Raw genomic sequence first — 16,089 nt, 5'->3', positions numbered from 1 at the left:
ATTCACCGTTTTCAGGCCATCTCCCACTCGAGTTCGACACGAGTGCCGTCGGCCCGACAGGTCTCGAGGGCGTGTTTCGCCGCGAAGCCGGCCTCGTGGGCGCTCGCCCCGCGACCGACGCCGACCTGCATCTCGACATCGACGGCGTCCTCGACGTGGGCAGTGGCCTCCTCGTAGTCGGCGGCCTCGAGATCGGGACAGACGACGATGACGTTGTCGCCGCCGACGAAAAAGGAGAGACTGTCGTGGGTGTAGCGCATGTGGCGCATGAGTTCGGCGTACCCCTGCTCGATCTCGATGAAGGTGTCGAAGGCGTTGAGTTCGTCCGTGTAGTTGCCGGTCGCGTTGACCACGTCGAAGTGGGCGATCTGGACGTCGTCGTCGGCCCGGTAGCCGTCTTCGATGCCTCGCCCTTCGAGACACTCGCGGCGGGTCTCGTCCTGTGCGCTGCCGGCGTCCTGCAGGCGGGCCGTGGCGTCGGCCAGCGCCTGGACGGGGCTGGTCCCCGTCGCGACGCCGAGACTGAGCGTGACGGGATACCGGTTGCCGATCGACTCCTGTAACAGCGCGTGGTCCTCGAGCGAGCAGCCGTTCGTCACCGCGATCATGTTGTCGAAGCGCGTGAAGAAGGCGTAGCCGCCGCGGTTGCCGACGAACTGCGAGATTTCGGCGAACAGCCGGGATTGCATGGTCTGGAGGTCGGCCTCCCGACGCGGTTCCGGCGTCACGGTCCAGGGTCCGTAGTTGTCGATCTGAACGAGCGTTACCTGCGTGTTAGTCACTGTGGACGTTCATTTCGAACGGCGTCGTATAAGCGATACGTAATCCAGATTCGTGATGGAGCGCTCAGGCGTGTTTCTTCTCGGGGTCGCTGCCCTTCGGGTGGTACGTCCAGAAGTCACCCGCACGCATGGCAGCGCCGACGGCCTTGTGCATGTCGAGCAGCGTCTCGAACTCCGCGGGTTCGACGTACTCGAAGATATCGCTCATCGGGACGACCGTCTCGTAGTTGATCCGGATCGGGTAGTCGCCGTACTCCGCGACGAACTCGTCGCGGTCCATCGGGAAGTCCTCCTCCTCGTCGACTTTGTCCGCGATGATCCGCATGTCGAACTTGCGCATCCCCTCGCTGCCCTCCTCGCCGTCGGGATCGACCGGCCAGTTGCTGCTCATACCCGGACGTGTGTAGGGGTCCCGCAAAAGGATTACTCCTCGTCGCCGGGTCCCGGCCGGTCGACCAGCTCGACGCCGGTCAGTTCGAACCGCGCCCCGCCGTCGTCGCCCTCGGTAACCGTCACCGTCCAGCCGTGGGCGTCGGCGATCCGCTCGACGATCGCGAGCCCGAGTCCGGTCCCGGCTCCGTCGCTCGAGTAGCCGCTTTCGAATATCTTGTCGCGCTCGGCGGCCGGGATGCCGGGGCCGTCGTCGGCGACGAAGAACCCGTCGGCCGCCCCGTCGAGGTCGCCGACGGTGAGCGTGATCGCGGCGGTGTCGTGGTCGGCGGCGTCCGTCGAGCCGTGCTCGACGGCGTTGCTGACGAGGTTCTCGAGGAGTTGGGCGAGGCGGGCGCGGTCGGCCCGAACGACGGCGTCCGTTTCGATCGCGACGGTGGCGTCGTCCGTTTCGACGTGTCGCCAGCAGTCCGCGGTGAGTGCCGCGAGATCGACCGGTTCGGTGTCCGGGTCGGGATCGCGCTCGCGTGCGATCGTCAGGAGGTTCTCGATCAGGACCGCCATCCGATCGTGGGCCCACGCGATGGCTTCGAGATCGCCGTCGTCGCAGTCGCCGGCCTCGCGGACCCGCTCGAGGTGGCCCTGCGCGACGTTCAGCGGGTTCCGGAGGTCGTGGGAGACGATGCCGGCGAACCGGTCGAGGCGTTCGTTCTGCGCTTTGAGTTCGCGCTCGCGGGCTTTCCGGTCGGCGATGTTGCGCAGGACGCCGACGGTGCCCCGGAAGCGGCCGTCCTCGTCCGGCGGCAGGGCCGCGATGTGATTCTCGTTGGGGTGGCGCTCGCCGTCTTTCGCGATCGTCTCCATTTCGAACGACGCATGCTCGCGGTCGTCATCGTGCAACAGCGCCCGGATTTCCGACTCGGCGGTGTCGATATCGTCCGCGTCCATGATGACCGAGACGTGCTCGCCGACCAGTTCCTCGGGTCGGTGGCCCGTCGTCGACACGTCGTCGTTGATCGGGGGGATGATCTCGGTAATGACACCCGCGGCGTCCAGCGAGTACACCTCGTCCGGCAGCGTCTCGAGGATCGTCTCGTAGCGCTCGAGTTCGCGTTCGCGGGCCTTGCGCTCGGTGATGTCGCGAACGACGCCGGCGACGCCCCGGTAGCGGCCGTCCGCCAGGGGCAACAGCGAGACGTTGTCCTCACAGCGAATCCGCTCGCCGTCGCTCGTTTCGACGGTGATCTCGTAGGTCCGCTGGCGGGCGTCGGTGTCGTCGGAGAGCAGCGACCGGACGCAGTCCTCGCCGCGCGCTACGGACGGCTCGTCGAGGAGAAACGAGATGTGGCGGCCGACGATGTCGTCCTTCTCGTACCCCGTCATCGCGGCGTAGGCGTCGTTGACGAACGCGTACCGCCCTTCCGAATCGACCGTGTAAACCGGATCGCCCAGCGCGTCGATGATCGTCTCGTAGCGCTCGAGGTTGCGCTTGCGTTCCTCGCGGTCGGTCACGTCCCGGACCGTACAGATGAGATCGCCGTTGCCGGTCATCGACAGCGAGTGGGCCTCGACGAAGGTGGTGCCGTCGGCCCGGAGGCCGGTCGTTTCGCCGAACCAGTCGCCCTCGGACAGCACCGTCGGAATAATCTCTTCGCGGACGGTCTCGACGTCCTCGTCGGGGTAGAGCCGTTCCCAGTGTTCGCCGATCAGGGTCGACGGCTCGTAGCCGTAGAGGTCGGCGTAGGCCTGGTTCACGTAGATAAACCGCCCCTCAGCGTCGAGCAGGCTGATGCCCTCCCGTGCGGTTTCGACGGCACAGAGTTGGCGCTCGCGGCGTGAGCGGTCGCGGATCGTGCTGACGGCCTCGACGAGGCGGTCCCGAAGCGTCGCGGCCCCCTCGCCTTTCGGGACGTAGTCCGTCACCCCGGCACCGATCGCCTCGCTCGCGACGGCCTCCGAGCCCGCTCTGGGACACAGGACGAACGGCAGCGCGTCGTGGGTCGCTCGGACGGCATCGAACAACGACAGCCCGTCCGTGTCGGGCAGGTCGTACTCCGAGACGAGACAGTCGATGTCGGCGTGCTCGAGCCGCTCGAGCGCGTCGCTGGCGCTGTCCACACTGAGCGTCTCGATGGGGACGGCCGCTCGCTCGAGGCAGTCGGCGACCGCAGTCGTCCACGCCGGGTCGGCATCGACGTGGAGGACGCGAATCGGGTCCATCGAGACACGCCCGCGCCGGGGGTCGTCTCGAATGCTCATGGCTCGACTCTCGGGACCACAGGGATATACGTTGGGGCCAACCATGACCCGCGTTTCAGCGGCCATTGCGTCCGTGCCGCCGACATTCCCCATTTTCGATAACGAACGACCGTCGCGTCGAACGGGGTCGATCGGGGAGCCGTCGGCGGGTTCGGCGGCGCGAGTCGATCGGCGGGCCGAGGGAGGGACGACCTGCCGACGGGACCGCGGTGCTCGCGACGCCAGGTCTCGAGTGGCTCCTGATGTGACGTGCTTAAGGCTTGGTCCGCGCGCGGCGACAACCGGTCGGCATCGATTCAGGCGGTCGCTCCGACAGCGAGGGCCCGACCGACCGCCTCCGGGTTCCGGACCAGTGAGAGCGAGCGCGACGAGCCATCCGCACAGTCGATCCGGACGGTGCCGACGGCCCCGGACAGGAGGGGGCTCATGAACGCAGTGTCCGTCCGGACGTCCGTAATCTCGCATCGGGGCAGCCGCCACTGCGGCGCGTCGAGCCTCGTATCGTACGCAATCACGGCGGCATCGTACACGCGGTACTCCACGGCACCGACCCTGAGAGACGCGATCGGGAGTTCCAACGCCGCGCGGGCGGCGACGAGGAGCACGACCGTCGCGACACCCGCGGGAAGGCCGACCCAGAGACCAACCGCGACACTCGAGAACAGGATCACGAACCCGACCGGCGGGAGCAGCGCCAGCATCGCGCCGAGGACGAGCGCGTCGAGGGCGATCCCGCGTCCGTCGGTGTGGCCGACGGCGAGTGGCGCAGTCTCGGGCACGTCGATCGCGGTCTCGTCCCGCTGGGGGTCGGTCGGCTGGTCGTCGGGCGTGCGGAGGTCGAGGAGATCGTACCAGAGTTTCGTCGCGAGAAGCAGGCCGACCGTCGCCGTGAGCCCAAGCTCGGTCCGGGTGGCCCCGAGACCCACGATCGGGACGAGAACGGCGACGATACCGACGGCAAGCCTGCGCCGACGGGCGAACGGCGACAGTGCCGTCCATGTTTTGTACCGGTCGGAGCGGATCGACTCGAGGAGCGTGGCCGCGTGCCTGCCCACGACGAGCACGGTCGCGCCGCCGATGCCGACCAACGTCCCTCGCTCGAGGGTGCCCGGGGGACGAGCGAAGAGCATGGTAAGAGCCCCGAGCGTCCCGAGCGCGAAGAGCAGCCACCCGCCGTTGAGCGCGAACGGCACGTTTCGCGGGAAGACCGGCGGGAGCCACTCGACAACGCGCACGCTCCCACGTTTCTCGCGGAGGCGTTCGAGAGGGAGGAAGAGCCCGTAGTAGTCGTCGTCGACGGGGCGACCGGCAAACAGCGACTCGAGCGAACAGCGGGTGACGTAGACGACCGCCTCGAGCCAGTAGACGACCAGGAGCGGGAGCAAGTCCCAGCCGAACCAGCCGATTCCGATGGCCGGACTGAGTGTGGCTCCGATCGCCAGGACGGCCGGCAGCCGACGGCGGAGGGAGTCACTTCCCATGGACTCATATCCGCGACATAGTTATAATAAACTTACTTGCCATTATACGAAACACATTTATTCAATTGCCGAAATATCTGCAGAGTAGCCGATGCTGGACGAGCTACCGGCTAACAGAAGGCTGCTTCATCCGGTTCTGTATGGCCACTACAGATATCCTTTGCATCAGGGAGAGCCATGATGGTATACGAACAGATCGCCTCACCCAAAGCCACGCACGGAACCGTCCCGAGACCGAGTGTCGTTAATGAGAAGGCCGAGCAGAATGCGCTCACCCCGCCTCCACAAAGCCCAACATCCAGCGATAACCGTATAAATGCGACACAAGCCCCACAGTCGTAGTTCTCATTACCAATAGCTTCGAATACTCCACTCCCAATAAGTGAAATCATCGACGAATAACCCGTAATACGGACTTTCCAAAACGCTTTGAGGTTAGCGTCGTCGATGAACTTCGTTGCCAGTTCTTGGAACGAGTTAAGCGTGTTACACAGGATTTTCCCACTGGTGACCGCAATTTCTGTGGCGGTTATCTCGGCGTACTCGATCGCCCTGGCCAGATAATCGGCACTGACGCCGGCAATCCCGGAAGCGACATCTTTCAGCTCATCGTAGATGTCTCCAATCCAGTCACTCCATTGAACGTTCGAAGCCAAATCCGGCGTTTCCACTTGCTGGGTTGACACTCCTTGTGGAACGTCGAAATCGAACGTTTCGGTGGCAAGCCCCGCGGACGACATGGTTGTCGCCGACCCAACTTCAAGCGTGTCAAGTTGCATCTTTTCGAGGAGACCATCGTCTGTTCGCCAGTGGTAGGTATTCTTCCCGGCGACTATGGACCCAGAGTTTCGGTGTTTCGTGATGCTCATTGAACCCTCATTTCCGTGGTGAACATCAGTCAGTTTGAACACCACGGCATCAACAGGACGGGGCTCAGCGTCTGCCGAGATAGCGTAGATACCAGCGGCGTCGTGGCGGACCCGCCCTGCTACCTCAGCACGGAGGCGATTATAAGCGTCCTGTCGTTCGAACTCCGCGGCCATCTGGAGGCGTGCTGACGACTTCGCATCCTCGTAGCGTTCGTAGTCGAATGACACCTCAACTTGGTTGATGGAAACAGTAGTTACATCACCGAAGTACTGTATTCGTTCTGTTTCCCCGGCAGCAACCGTGACCTCTGGGTTCTTGTGGACTTCCTCGTTGTAAATGAACGCTTCCGTTGACTGCGTCGAGAACGTAATCGCCTGCTCTTCAGGTGCCGTACAGACCACACGCTTCGACTCAGGGACGATCTCCGCCGAGGCACCGTTCTCGAGTTCGATGGATTCGACACGGCCGTCGTACCTAGCAGTCGTCCCGGAGCCGGTCGCAGGCGCAGTAATGTTCCCGTCGCTGGAATGAACAGAGGGGTGGTCAGAAGCGGCTTCACCCGAAACACCGACGGTCACATCGATGTCAGGACCGGTGAGAGATACTTCGCCCGGGAGCGACGATGGAAGAACTTCGGATGGATCGACCGAGTGGCCGTTTTTCTGCACTTCCGCACGGCCGTTGATATCGAAGTGTGTGAGTTCGCCAGCATAAGAGAGAACCGTTCGGTTGCGAATCGTTCCTTGAACGGTTCGCTTATTCGGCTTGTCGAGGGAGTTGGATTCAGTCTCGAGTCTCCCGCTCGCAGACACATCCACCTCTATCGGTTCCTGAGGAACAATTGACAGGGTGGTTTGAGGGAATGCCTCAACGTCGAAGGGGTCACCGTCGACAAAGACAGCTGCCTCTCCTTCGACCTCAAACTCAGTGAACTCACCGGCGAACGTGTATTCGTGGGTGTCATTTGACAGCGTGACCGACGCTGTGCCGTGATCAAGTGCCCTATTTGGTGCCCCTGTCGGCGTTATCGTTCCTGTCACTTGGAAGGTATACGACGCTGTCTCATTCGAGCGGATCGTGACAGTCCGATCACCGTTACCGGTATCTAATTCGGGTGATCCCCGTTCATTGATATCGTTAAGACTGTTCGAGGACGCACTTGCACTGATTGAGGAGCCAATAACCGCCGTGCCTGCGGCTGCAGTACGTTGAAGGACTTTTCGCCTAGTCGGATCGCTATTGGTATTGTTGGGTGCCACACATTAGACATTCAACTGAAACAATATATAATTTACTAACCTGTTGAATGTAAAAATTAGGGACAGGTACGAGTATTTATCTTACAACTACTTACATGAAACCTCTAGTACAACAATACAATCCATATTATTTGCAGACAGAGGTGCTGAGGCCTCATTGGATCGGTAGACGAAACCGGGTGCAGTATTTCAGTGGCTACCACTAGAACCTGAAATAATATTTGACAGTCGATTCGATGACTGCTTCACCGTTCGACGGAACCATAGACAGGACGGTTCCGGACACTCTCACAGAGGGCGAGATCCGTTCTATTGAGCGGAGACTGAACCCCGTCCAAATCAACCCCGAGGCGCACAGCCGCGTCCGCAGGGCGGGCCTCGAGTCGCGCCACGGGCCGTGACCCGCCGCAAGCAAGGGGTGCTCGAGCGCCGAGGAGCGCGGGCGGCGACGGTCGATTTCGCGCCGCTTGCAGTAGATATAAGTGCCAACGAGTCAACGGATATACTGGAAGCAGTCTCCAAAGGAAAGGGGACGTATCGAAACGTCCCGGGTGGAACCAGCACTCGAGACTCGCTTCCAAATCCCAGGCGGGATTTGCAAGCAATGATTGCGTACATTCTACCGGGATATAAACGTCCCGCACGACCGCGGAATCGCCCCACTGCAGGAGTGTCATCGCTGCTCGCTTGCTCGAGGTGTGCGACCCATGCCTAGCGGTCGCGACGGCGATCCGGACGCCGACTCGCCGCCCCCGGAGTGCCCGCGCTGTGGCACCCCCATCGGGTTCCTCACCGTCTCCGGCCCCATGACCGCTCTGGCGAGCCCCTGTGGCTGTACCGTGCCGCCGAACCTCGTCCACACCGACTAAGGGGCTCGCTCGAGCCCCGACAGTCACCCGGTCGATCGGCGGGGGCCTTCGGAACCACCACCACGTCGACATCACACGTCGGTCGACCGGGCTGTAATCGGGGCCTCGAGTGGATATATTTTGAAGCAACTGTCGGAGAGACGGATTGACCGCAACAGACCTATGTCGAATTACTAATTTTATACTATATCCAACAACAACGATTCAGACGACCGGCCTAGTCAAAGCGAAGACGTTCAGAAGGACGCTGCTCGAGACGAGTAAACAGTGAGAAGCGCTCTCTCAAAGGGCAACAACAAGTGGAGCGGAGTCTTCGCTGAAGTGGCTCTGTTGAAATCCTCTTCTTTAGAGACTTGTGCTCGTGAATCTACTGTACACTACACGTGCGAATTTATCGCGATGATGTCGTCAGTCTTGGATCTCGTTTCGGAACGTTTCGAGTGATTGAATGCACTCATCGATTTGCTGGGCCGCCTTTTCAGGCGATTCCAACTTAGAAATATCCTTATACTTGTGCCGAATGCCGTGCAAGAACGCTTCCACTCTTTCCTCGAAGGTATACTCTTGATGCCCCGACATAGTGTCAAGCACCATCCACCACCCGACCGGGTGTTTTGCATCCTCTTCTGGATAGGTGTCAACTGGCGCTGGTGGGGTCTCGAATTCCTCGAAAGCGGCCTTAGTCGCCTGATTCGCAACGCGATGGAGTTGGAGTAGTAACTCTCCACCCTGTTCCCCTGCAATTTCGTACCAGTCCTCCGTCACCTCGGTCACGTCCCACTCCGACACGAGCCCTTCCTCGACAAGGTAGTCCCAGTCGTCGGACTCGTGGTCGACGAGAGTTTCCATGTCGCCTGCAACCGTGATCCAGACGTTGCCGCCACCGACTGCGTCGTGTGTCAAGGGCATGAACGCCGCGTGATCGCAGAACTCCTGCTGCGGGAGTCTCTCGACTGCGTCTAAGATGTATCGGTCGATGAGTTGTCGGTTGTCGGTCTTGCCGTGAGTCGTAAAGTGGACTTCACTAATTTGTTGCATGCGTTCATATCTTCTGCACCCAGAGGAAAAAGAGATGTCAATGCTGCAAAATGTACCCCAACAACCAAGGGGATTCAAGTTTGAATATGGAACATCCGAACGGACAATTTCTGAGAGAGATCGATACATCCCCATTTCTCCTAGCAGTTTTCGCATGTGCGCCGTCGGCACCGTAGTTCTGTTTCCCGCACCCAATTGCAGACCGAAAATTCGTAATACAACGATATCTGTATCACCGATACGTACCGCTTGCCGAGTAGTCACAGCAAAGGTATACGAACTGGGCTCTGTTGAAATCCTCAACTACTGATAGTTTGAGGAGGACGTGCTGAATATAGAAGTTGTATCTAGCAGGCAATGACGTTCTATGGCTCTTGCTCCGGGACGGGGTCGACGTGGTGGACGGCATCAGGAGAAAGCAGACGACCTGACGGGAGTTCGACCCACCCGTTCATCAATAACCGGAGGGCACCGTCGTGGAGAACGACCTCCTGTTGGCGGTCGCCGTAGACGACTGCATCTTGATACTCCCGGGCGAACTCCTCAGCAACCTGTTCCCACGCTGACTCGGTTGAGATGACCATACTGGTTTGGTCGAAGGCCAGTCAAATAAAACGAATCAACCAGTCCTGACTCACTCGATACGGGCCCTCTATTCAGCAAGCTCGGGCCCCACCTGTCCGGATTCTGGTAGCAGTCGCGTGCTGAATAGAGAGGATAGTTGTAACAGATCGACTTTGTTTCTTCCAAGCGCTTAGTGTTGAACCAACTGTTCAGCAGACCTGCGAACTTATCGAAGAAATCGGATCAGTAGCACAGCCAGTAAGGACTGAGGAATACAATCAAAGTCCCTCCCATAAGAAACAGTTCTAGAGGGAAAATAAAGGTAAGCAGCAGCACAAGCTTGCTAAGCAAAAGTGCGATAATCAGATTGAGGCGTAAAATAATCGAATTATCATTCATTATGTGGGTATTTTAACCCATCTACCATATATTTTGTTTACTAATGGGCCAGTTAGCGGGCATCGCCACAGTTTGTGACAGGAGTATGTTCGCATGGTGTTAGCTATTCTATCCTACCAGAACAAGTATACGAGTAGACATGTTACTGAGTGATATGTCGGAAAATAGTAATGGTTCAAGGACCGGCCTGCTGACTCGACTTCCCTGGGGCATCAAAATCGGGTTTGTAGTGGTCAGTGTCGTGTCTGCTGGAGCAATTCTCACCGACACTATTCAAGACCCAGTTCCGGACACCGTTTGGGCTGTTGTGTGGGTTATGATGGCCGTTGCCATGATACTGCGAGCGGTGCGTTGGAACGGGCTGCCATTCATCTCATAGCAAAACAGCTGAACTGTACGTACAGTGCTGTTCGACAGGTGTAACGATGCCCCCTGGACTGATACATCCACGCTCTGTACAGGATTACAGGAGACTACTGGGGATCAGTTCTCAACGGTTTCCTCAACGATCTCGATTTCCTCCTCAGTCAGCCCGTACAGTTCGTAGACGATTTCATCGATCAACTCGTCCGTCTTTTCGATCTTCGCCTCGAGTTCCTCGGCTCGCGCTTTCGTCTCAAGGTAGCTCTCGAGGCCGTCCCGAACGTCGTCGACGGCGGGCAGGGTGAGCTTTCGGAGCCGATCGACAGGGGAGTTAGTTTTGGTGGCGTTCTCGCGGAAGTTCGCGAAGCCGCCGGCCTCGTCGACGGCGACGGGGACGAAGGCCTCGATCAGGTCGGCCTCGGTTTCCGTGAGATCCGAAATTTTCAGCGCCGGCAGGGGCTCGGTTTCGGTGTAACCCCAACGGTCGGTCTCGTGTTTATCCTCGTTTTCCGGTTTGTAACGGGCTGTCTGGCGAATTTCGATGGAAGTAGCGGACTCACGAATAACCCTAACAGTACCGATGCGGAGATTTTCCCAGTCTTCAGTTGTGTCGCTGAGGATCGAGTCAGCTAATTCTTCTGGAGGTTGTGTGAGGCCAACGTCAGAGAGAGAGGGACCATCAGAATAGGGACCAATATGATCTCGAAGAACAAGATTAAGACTCTCTCTTTCTTGCTTAGTTCTAATCATAATTTTACAGAGCTCTTCTAAACAGTCGTGTGCTTGTTCTCCGTCAACCATCTCATTTGATTTTAATACACTTTGAACTTCTTCAAAATAGTTCTCATCACTACTATCTTCAATACTATCGATATTCTCCCGCTGTTCACTATTAGATGAAAATGAGATGTCTGGAATTGGGAATCTACGGACAGAACGTGGATAAACGTGAGAGTAGTTACCTTGAAGACTACCTGTGGCGAATCTGTTAGCATAGTAGAAATTAGTCAAACTGGAATTGATTATTGCAAGTATTGACCTTAATGAATATGGCTTATTTAATTGGGAGAATCCATCAAACTCATCTTGTAAACCGGTTCCAGAAATATTCTCGTAATGAGTACAAAGAACGACTAAATGGTCTGTATACATTCCTTCATCGTCATATGCGGCAAGTAACGAATCATCATCATCAGATACATACCGGACTGCTATCTTCTCCGATTCGAATAATTGGGGATGTCGTGGACCATAGATTTCATTCGGTCGATAATCTAGATGTAATCCTGGCCATGAGATCTGATATCGTTCGATATTTTTCCCTTCAAAGAACTTGACTGTGTTTTCATTATCGTCTTCAGACAAAAATTTCTCTTTCCCAAACCCACCTTTTTGCTTACTAGATATCTGTGCACCATAGTTAACATAACAAATATCCCCAACTCGAATAGCTTTACGTTCTATCTCTTCCAAAAGTTCTAATTCACGAAGTCCCGATCCGTATCGAATTTGACACCCTGGCGTGTCATAGAACACCTGTTGAGTGACTTTTTTAAGATTAGAACTTCGAACAGATTGTTGAATGAAATTTTCATCAACGGTTACTGAGTCTGTTTCGAGATCTGGCTTCGATTTTTTGAACACAGGAATAACGGTTTGTCGACTAACCCCAGTAAATACGTTTTTAGCACCAGATGGAGTTACACTCCGCAATTGGTACTTAGATAAATACCTTTCTCGGATTTCTTCAGCATACTTCTCTCTGCAGAATGCATTTGGAATTATAAACGAAAAGAACCCATCATCCCTTAATATCTCCGAAGATAGGAGAATAAATGGAACATAGAGGTCCCAATGCCCTTTAAGGATTTCATTGTCCTCTCGAAGGGCTTCGATCGCTTCTCTGACCAGATCACCCTTCTCCGAATCAGTCATCTCCCAAGCATTGACCCAAGGTGGATTTCCAATTACAGCATCAAACCCTGAGTCAGGACGCTTCTCCCCATCATCATCGAAGAACACCTCGGGATACTCCAGTTCCCAGTGGAAGAACGCCTCGTCCTCGCTCATCGCCTGCGCCGTCTGGAACCACGGCTCCTCGCGAACGTCGGCCCACTCGTCCGCGTCGTCGATCGCCCCCGCCATCCGCTCGTACGCCCCCTCTGGCACGTCCAGGTCGAACCGCTCCGCGGTGTGGACGTTCGCCACCTCGAACAACCGCTGGTAGAACGGGTCAGCCCGCACTTCGTCGTAAATCTCCTCCATCGACTTCACGTCCGCGAGCGACTCGTTGTCGATCTCGAGCAACTCCTGCATCCGCTCCATGACGTGTTCCAGCGTGTCCTGCCGGACCCGCGCCAGCGCCTGGTGGAGGGTCAACTGCCCGTCGCCGTCGGCGCTCTCGCTCGAGAGCACGTCGGTCACGTCCGACCCCACCAACGAGTTCCCCGCCTTGAGGTGGTGATCGAGGAAGGCCAGCGGCTGATCCGCAGCGAGCGTCTCGAGCCACATCGACAGCTTCGCGAGTTCGACGGCCATCCCGTTCAGATCGACGCCGTAAATACACTCCTTGGCCACGTCCCGACGCACCCGCTGCTCGTCGAAGGCCGTCGCCCCCTCGATCTCGCGCACCTCCTCCATCACCTGCTGTGCGAGGTACTCCGTCGCCCGCGTCAGGAAGTGTCCGCTCCCCATCGCCGGATCGAGAATCTTCAGGTCCGTCACCCGCCGATAGAAGGCCCCGAGATACTCGTGGGTGCCCGGCTCGAGGCCCTGTGCCTCGAGATCGGCTTTGATCTCGTCGACCAGCGGCCCCACCGTCTCCTCGACGATGTAGGTCACCACGTAGTCCGGCGTGTAGTACGCCCCCGTGGCCTTCCGCTCGCCCTCGTCGTTGACGACGTACAGTCCGCCCTCGTCGACCGTTTCGACCGCCTCCGCGACGGACACCTCCGTGGCCGGCTTCCAGACCTGCCCGCCGTCCGCCGCCACCGCCGCGTACGCCTCCGGCGCGATCCGGAACTGGTGCTCGAGCAGCCCCTCGTAGACGCTGCCCAGATGGCGCGTATCGAGATCGGCATAGTCGGCCAGCACGTATCGCCCCTCGTCGTTCTCCGTCGTCGAAATCCGATAGATGACCTCCGCGAGATAACGGTTGCTAACCTCGTGCTCGGCCAGGAAATCGTGGGTCTCCCGATTGAACAGCCCGCCGTTGTACGGCGGAATCCCCAGTGACTCCTCGCCCTCGTCGATCAGGCGAAACAGGTCCTCGAGCCGACTCCACATTGTCGTGGAGTGCTCGCTGTAGGCGTCGTCGAATCCGGCGTCGACCTCGCCGATCTCCTCGTGAATCTCGAGGCGCAGTTCGTCGAGGCTGAAGTTCTCCTCGTACTCCGCGACCGCGTCCCCACCCTCCGGGTGGATCAACCCCCGCGACTCGGCGTAGAGGACGAACATCAACCGATAGAGCAACACGAGCGATTGCTCCTTGAGTTCCCCGAGCCCCGCATCGTCGTCCGGCTCGATCGCCAGATCGTTCGTCTCGGCAAAGCCACGGCCAAGCACCCGCAGCGCTGTGAAGACGTTGTCCTGTAGGTCTTCGCCGAGTTCCTGCGCGACCGTCTCGCTCTCCGACCAGACCGAATCGAGAAACGTCGTTCCTCCCGACTCGCGGAACGCCGCCGGCCGGAAGAACGTATAGAAGTACTTGAACGCCTCGAGATCGCCGCGCTCGAGCAGTTCCGGCAGATCGATCTCGTAGTAGGTCTGGGTCTCGTAGTCGTTCGTCCCGTAGAGTCGCCATTTGCGGCCGTTGGTCAACACGCCCCACTGAATCCGCTCGGGCGTCCGCTCGAGGTAGTGTTTGATCTGATGGGAGGCGTTCCGATACGGCCGCTGGTCGCTGAATCGGGTCGTGAAGTCGGCGTCCCACTGCTTGGCCTCGACCAGTCCGACACCCCGCTCGAACAGGTCGGTCGTGTCCTCGGAACTCAGATAGACCTCCGCCGCGTCACGGCGCGCCTCGGTGGTCTCGAACAGCAACACGTCGACGTAGCCCCCGCCCTCGGGCAGCGTCGTCTCGACGTTCGTCCCGAACCCCAACACCTCGAGCACCTCGTCGATCCAGTTGTCGATCAGCGGGTCTTCCTTGTAGCCGTCGACCAGCCCCGACTCGAGGTCGTATAGCTCCTGGAGGTCGTCCATGGCCGCCCGTGCGGCGTCGTCGCAGTCCCATTCCTCGCGGTCCTGAATCCGCTCGTCGAGATAATAGCCGGAGAAGAGATTCGAGTTCGTGTACGGGCGGTCCGATAGCGTCGCCTGACTCATGCCTGTCTCCTTGAATTGTCACACCAAGAATCCACTGGTAGCATGGGTGTCGGGCGGGCTCCGAACGCCACGACGCGGACAGCGAACTGGAGAGCACGCTGTGTGCGAGCCGATGGCGCAGTTGTCGCCGGACACGCGATCGGCAGCCGGTCGCTCAGTCGTCGGCCGTCTCCTCCGCCCGCTCGCCCAGCACCTCCGCGCGGTGCTCGTCGAGCAGCGGGGCGCGACCGCGTGGTTCGGGCTCGGTCTCGCTCATCTTGATCGGGGTGCCCGCGATCTCGACGTCCCGCTCGGCACCCGGCTGGTCGACCGAGACGAGCATGTCCCGGGCATGGACGTGCTCGTCGGCGAAGATCTCTTCCGTGGTCTGGACCGGCGCGGCCGGGACCCGGCCCTCGAGACGCCCGACGAGTTCGTCGTTGGACAACGCGAGCGCCCAGTCGGCCAACTCCTCGCGAAGCGTCCCGCGGTGCTCGAGTCGGTCGGCGGTCGTGGGATACTCCTCGGCGAGGTCCGGGCGGTCCATCACGTCACAGAGTTCGGCCCAGTGGTTGTTGTTGAACGCGGCGATGACGGCGTAGCCGTCGGCGGTCTCGAAGGCGTTGTACGGAAACAGCGTGGGGTGGGAGTTGCCCCGGCGGGTGGGGGCCTCGCCAGTGTAGGATTGCTGGTAGATGGCGCGTTCGGTGAAGCTGAGCATCGAGTCGTACATCGCGGTGTCGACGTACTGTCCCTCGCCGGTCTGCTCGCGGTGGTTGACGGCGGCGAGGACGCCGATACAGTTCAGCGTGGCCGTAAAGAGATCGCCGACGCCGGGGCCGGTCTTGGTCGGCGGGCCGTCGGGCTGGCCGGTGGTTTCCATGACGCCGCCAAGCGCCTGCGCGATGAGGTCGAACGAGGGCTGGCCCTGTCGGTGCGTCTCGCCGGTCCGCGGGTCGCCAAAGCCCCGAATCGACGAGTAGATGATGTTTTCGTTGTACTCCGTGAGGGTTTCGTACCCCAGATCGTACTTTTCCATCGTCCCGGCACGGTAGTTCTCGATGACGATGTCGGCCTCCTCGACGAGCGAGAGGAAGTCCGCGCGGTCCTCGTCATCGCCTAAGTCCAGCTCGATGCTCTTCTTACCGCGGTTGACGCTCTGGAAGTAGCCGCCGTAGGCCTCCTCGTCGGGGTCGTCGACGAACGGCGGGTTCGACCGGATCATGTCCCCGCCCGGGCGCTCGATCTTGACCACGTCCGCGCCCATATCCGCGAGCAACATCGTGCAGTACGGCCCGGCCAGCACCTGGGTCAGATCCAGCACGCGAAGGTTCGAGAGTGCTCCCATGTGTGTGCATGCCCCCCTTCCGAAACCAGTACCAAAACCCTTACCATCGATTATGTAGATGTTCCCGTATGCCACGAGGATTGTGAGCACCCGACATAGAGACGCTGTTAACATCCTTAAGGAGTATTATCATGGAAGATCATTAGGTTTATATCGGAGTTC

Annotated in this window: 10 protein-coding genes; 1 reads left to right on the top strand and 9 read right to left on the bottom strand. The window is 59.1% G+C overall.

Annotated elements, in window-relative coordinates; all coding sequences use genetic code 11:
- Window positions 1-11: 11 nt before the first annotated feature.
- The 5 genes from C486_RS18515 to C486_RS18495 all read right to left on the bottom strand — a co-directional run bounded on the left by C486_RS18515 (window position 12) and on the right by C486_RS18495 (window position 7,041).
- Entirely contained in the window at window positions 12-782 is a 771-nt protein-coding gene (locus C486_RS18515) for a GTP cyclohydrolase III (protein WP_008458950.1), read from the bottom strand.
- A gap of 64 nt (window positions 783-846) precedes the next feature.
- Complete coding sequence (locus C486_RS18510; protein WP_008458948.1) at window positions 847-1,173, bottom strand: DUF5785 family protein; 327 nt, start codon at window positions 1,171-1,173, stop codon at window positions 847-849.
- A 32-nt stretch (window positions 1,174-1,205) separates the two neighbouring features.
- Window positions 1,206-3,431, bottom strand: a complete 2,226-nt coding sequence (locus C486_RS18505; protein WP_008458947.1) for a PAS domain S-box protein — start codon at window positions 3,429-3,431, stop codon at window positions 1,206-1,208.
- Window positions 3,432-3,727: 296 nt separating this feature from the next.
- Window positions 3,728-4,912 (bottom strand): DUF6498-containing protein, encoded by a 1,185-nt coding sequence (locus C486_RS18500; protein ID WP_008458944.1) that lies wholly within the window; start codon window positions 4,910-4,912, stop codon window positions 3,728-3,730.
- Window positions 4,913-5,022: 110 nt separating this feature from the next.
- Window positions 5,023-7,041: a hypothetical protein gene (locus C486_RS18495; protein WP_241432545.1), complete on the bottom strand. Its 2,019-nt coding sequence runs from the start codon at window positions 7,039-7,041 to the stop codon at window positions 5,023-5,025.
- Between the two features lie 707 nt (window positions 7,042-7,748).
- Between C486_RS18495 and C486_RS21840 the strand changes: the two genes are divergently transcribed.
- Window positions 7,749-7,910, top strand: coding sequence for a hypothetical protein (locus C486_RS21840; protein WP_008458941.1), 162 nt, complete (start codon window positions 7,749-7,751; stop codon window positions 7,908-7,910).
- A gap of 408 nt (window positions 7,911-8,318) precedes the next feature.
- Here C486_RS21840 and C486_RS18490 read toward each other — a convergent pair whose 3' ends face one another.
- From C486_RS18490 to mct, 4 genes are all read right to left on the bottom strand, one after another.
- Entirely contained in the window at window positions 8,319-8,948 is a 630-nt protein-coding gene (locus C486_RS18490) for a hypothetical protein (protein WP_008458939.1), read from the bottom strand.
- 365 nt (window positions 8,949-9,313) lie between these two features.
- Window positions 9,314-9,532 carry a hypothetical protein gene (locus C486_RS18485; RefSeq protein ID WP_008458938.1) on the bottom strand — a complete coding sequence of 73 codons (219 nt, stop codon included), beginning with the start codon at window positions 9,530-9,532 and terminating at the stop codon, window positions 9,314-9,316.
- 862 nt (window positions 9,533-10,394) lie between these two features.
- The gene (locus C486_RS18480) at window positions 10,395-14,600 is read right to left on the bottom strand and encodes an Eco57I restriction-modification methylase domain-containing protein (protein WP_008458936.1); all 4,206 of its coding nucleotides are present in this window, start codon (window positions 14,598-14,600) and stop codon (window positions 10,395-10,397) included.
- A 154-nt stretch (window positions 14,601-14,754) separates the two neighbouring features.
- Complete coding sequence (gene mct / locus C486_RS18475; protein ID WP_008458934.1) at window positions 14,755-15,927, bottom strand: succinyl-CoA:mesaconate CoA-transferase; 1,173 nt, start codon at window positions 15,925-15,927, stop codon at window positions 14,755-14,757.
- Window positions 15,928-16,089 lie beyond the last annotated feature (162 nt).

Source organism: Natrinema gari JCM 14663, assembly GCF_000337175.1.
Classification (GTDB): Archaea; Halobacteriota; Halobacteria; order Halobacteriales; family Natrialbaceae; genus Natrinema; species Natrinema gari.
Note: the sequence above shows the minus strand (reverse complement) of the source record. Positions and strands in the feature narration are given on the sequence as shown.

Bases quoted from the DNA above. Each gene is read 5' to 3' on its own strand.
- C486_RS18510 (WP_008458948.1), bottom strand. From the start codon at position 1,173: ATGAGCAGCAACTGGCCGGTCGATCCCGACGGCGAGGAGGGCAGCGAG.
- C486_RS18485 (WP_008458938.1), bottom strand. From the start codon at position 9,532: ATGGTCATCTCAACCGAGTCAGCGTGGGAACAGGTTGCTGAGGAGTTC.
- C486_RS18480 (WP_008458936.1), bottom strand. From the start codon at position 14,600: ATGAGTCAGGCGACGCTATCGGACCGCCCGTACACGAACTCGAATCTC.
- mct (WP_008458934.1), bottom strand. From the start codon at position 15,927: ATGGGAGCACTCTCGAACCTTCGCGTGCTGGATCTGACCCAGGTGCTG.
- C486_RS18505 (WP_008458947.1), bottom strand. From the start codon at position 3,431: ATGAGCATTCGAGACGACCCCCGGCGCGGGCGTGTCTCGATGGACCCG.
- C486_RS18500 (WP_008458944.1), bottom strand. From the start codon at position 4,912: ATGGGAAGTGACTCCCTCCGCCGTCGGCTGCCGGCCGTCCTGGCGATC.
- C486_RS21840 (WP_008458941.1), top strand. From the start codon at position 7,749: ATGCCTAGCGGTCGCGACGGCGATCCGGACGCCGACTCGCCGCCCCCG.
- C486_RS18490 (WP_008458939.1), bottom strand. From the start codon at position 8,948: ATGCAACAAATTAGTGAAGTCCACTTTACGACTCACGGCAAGACCGAC.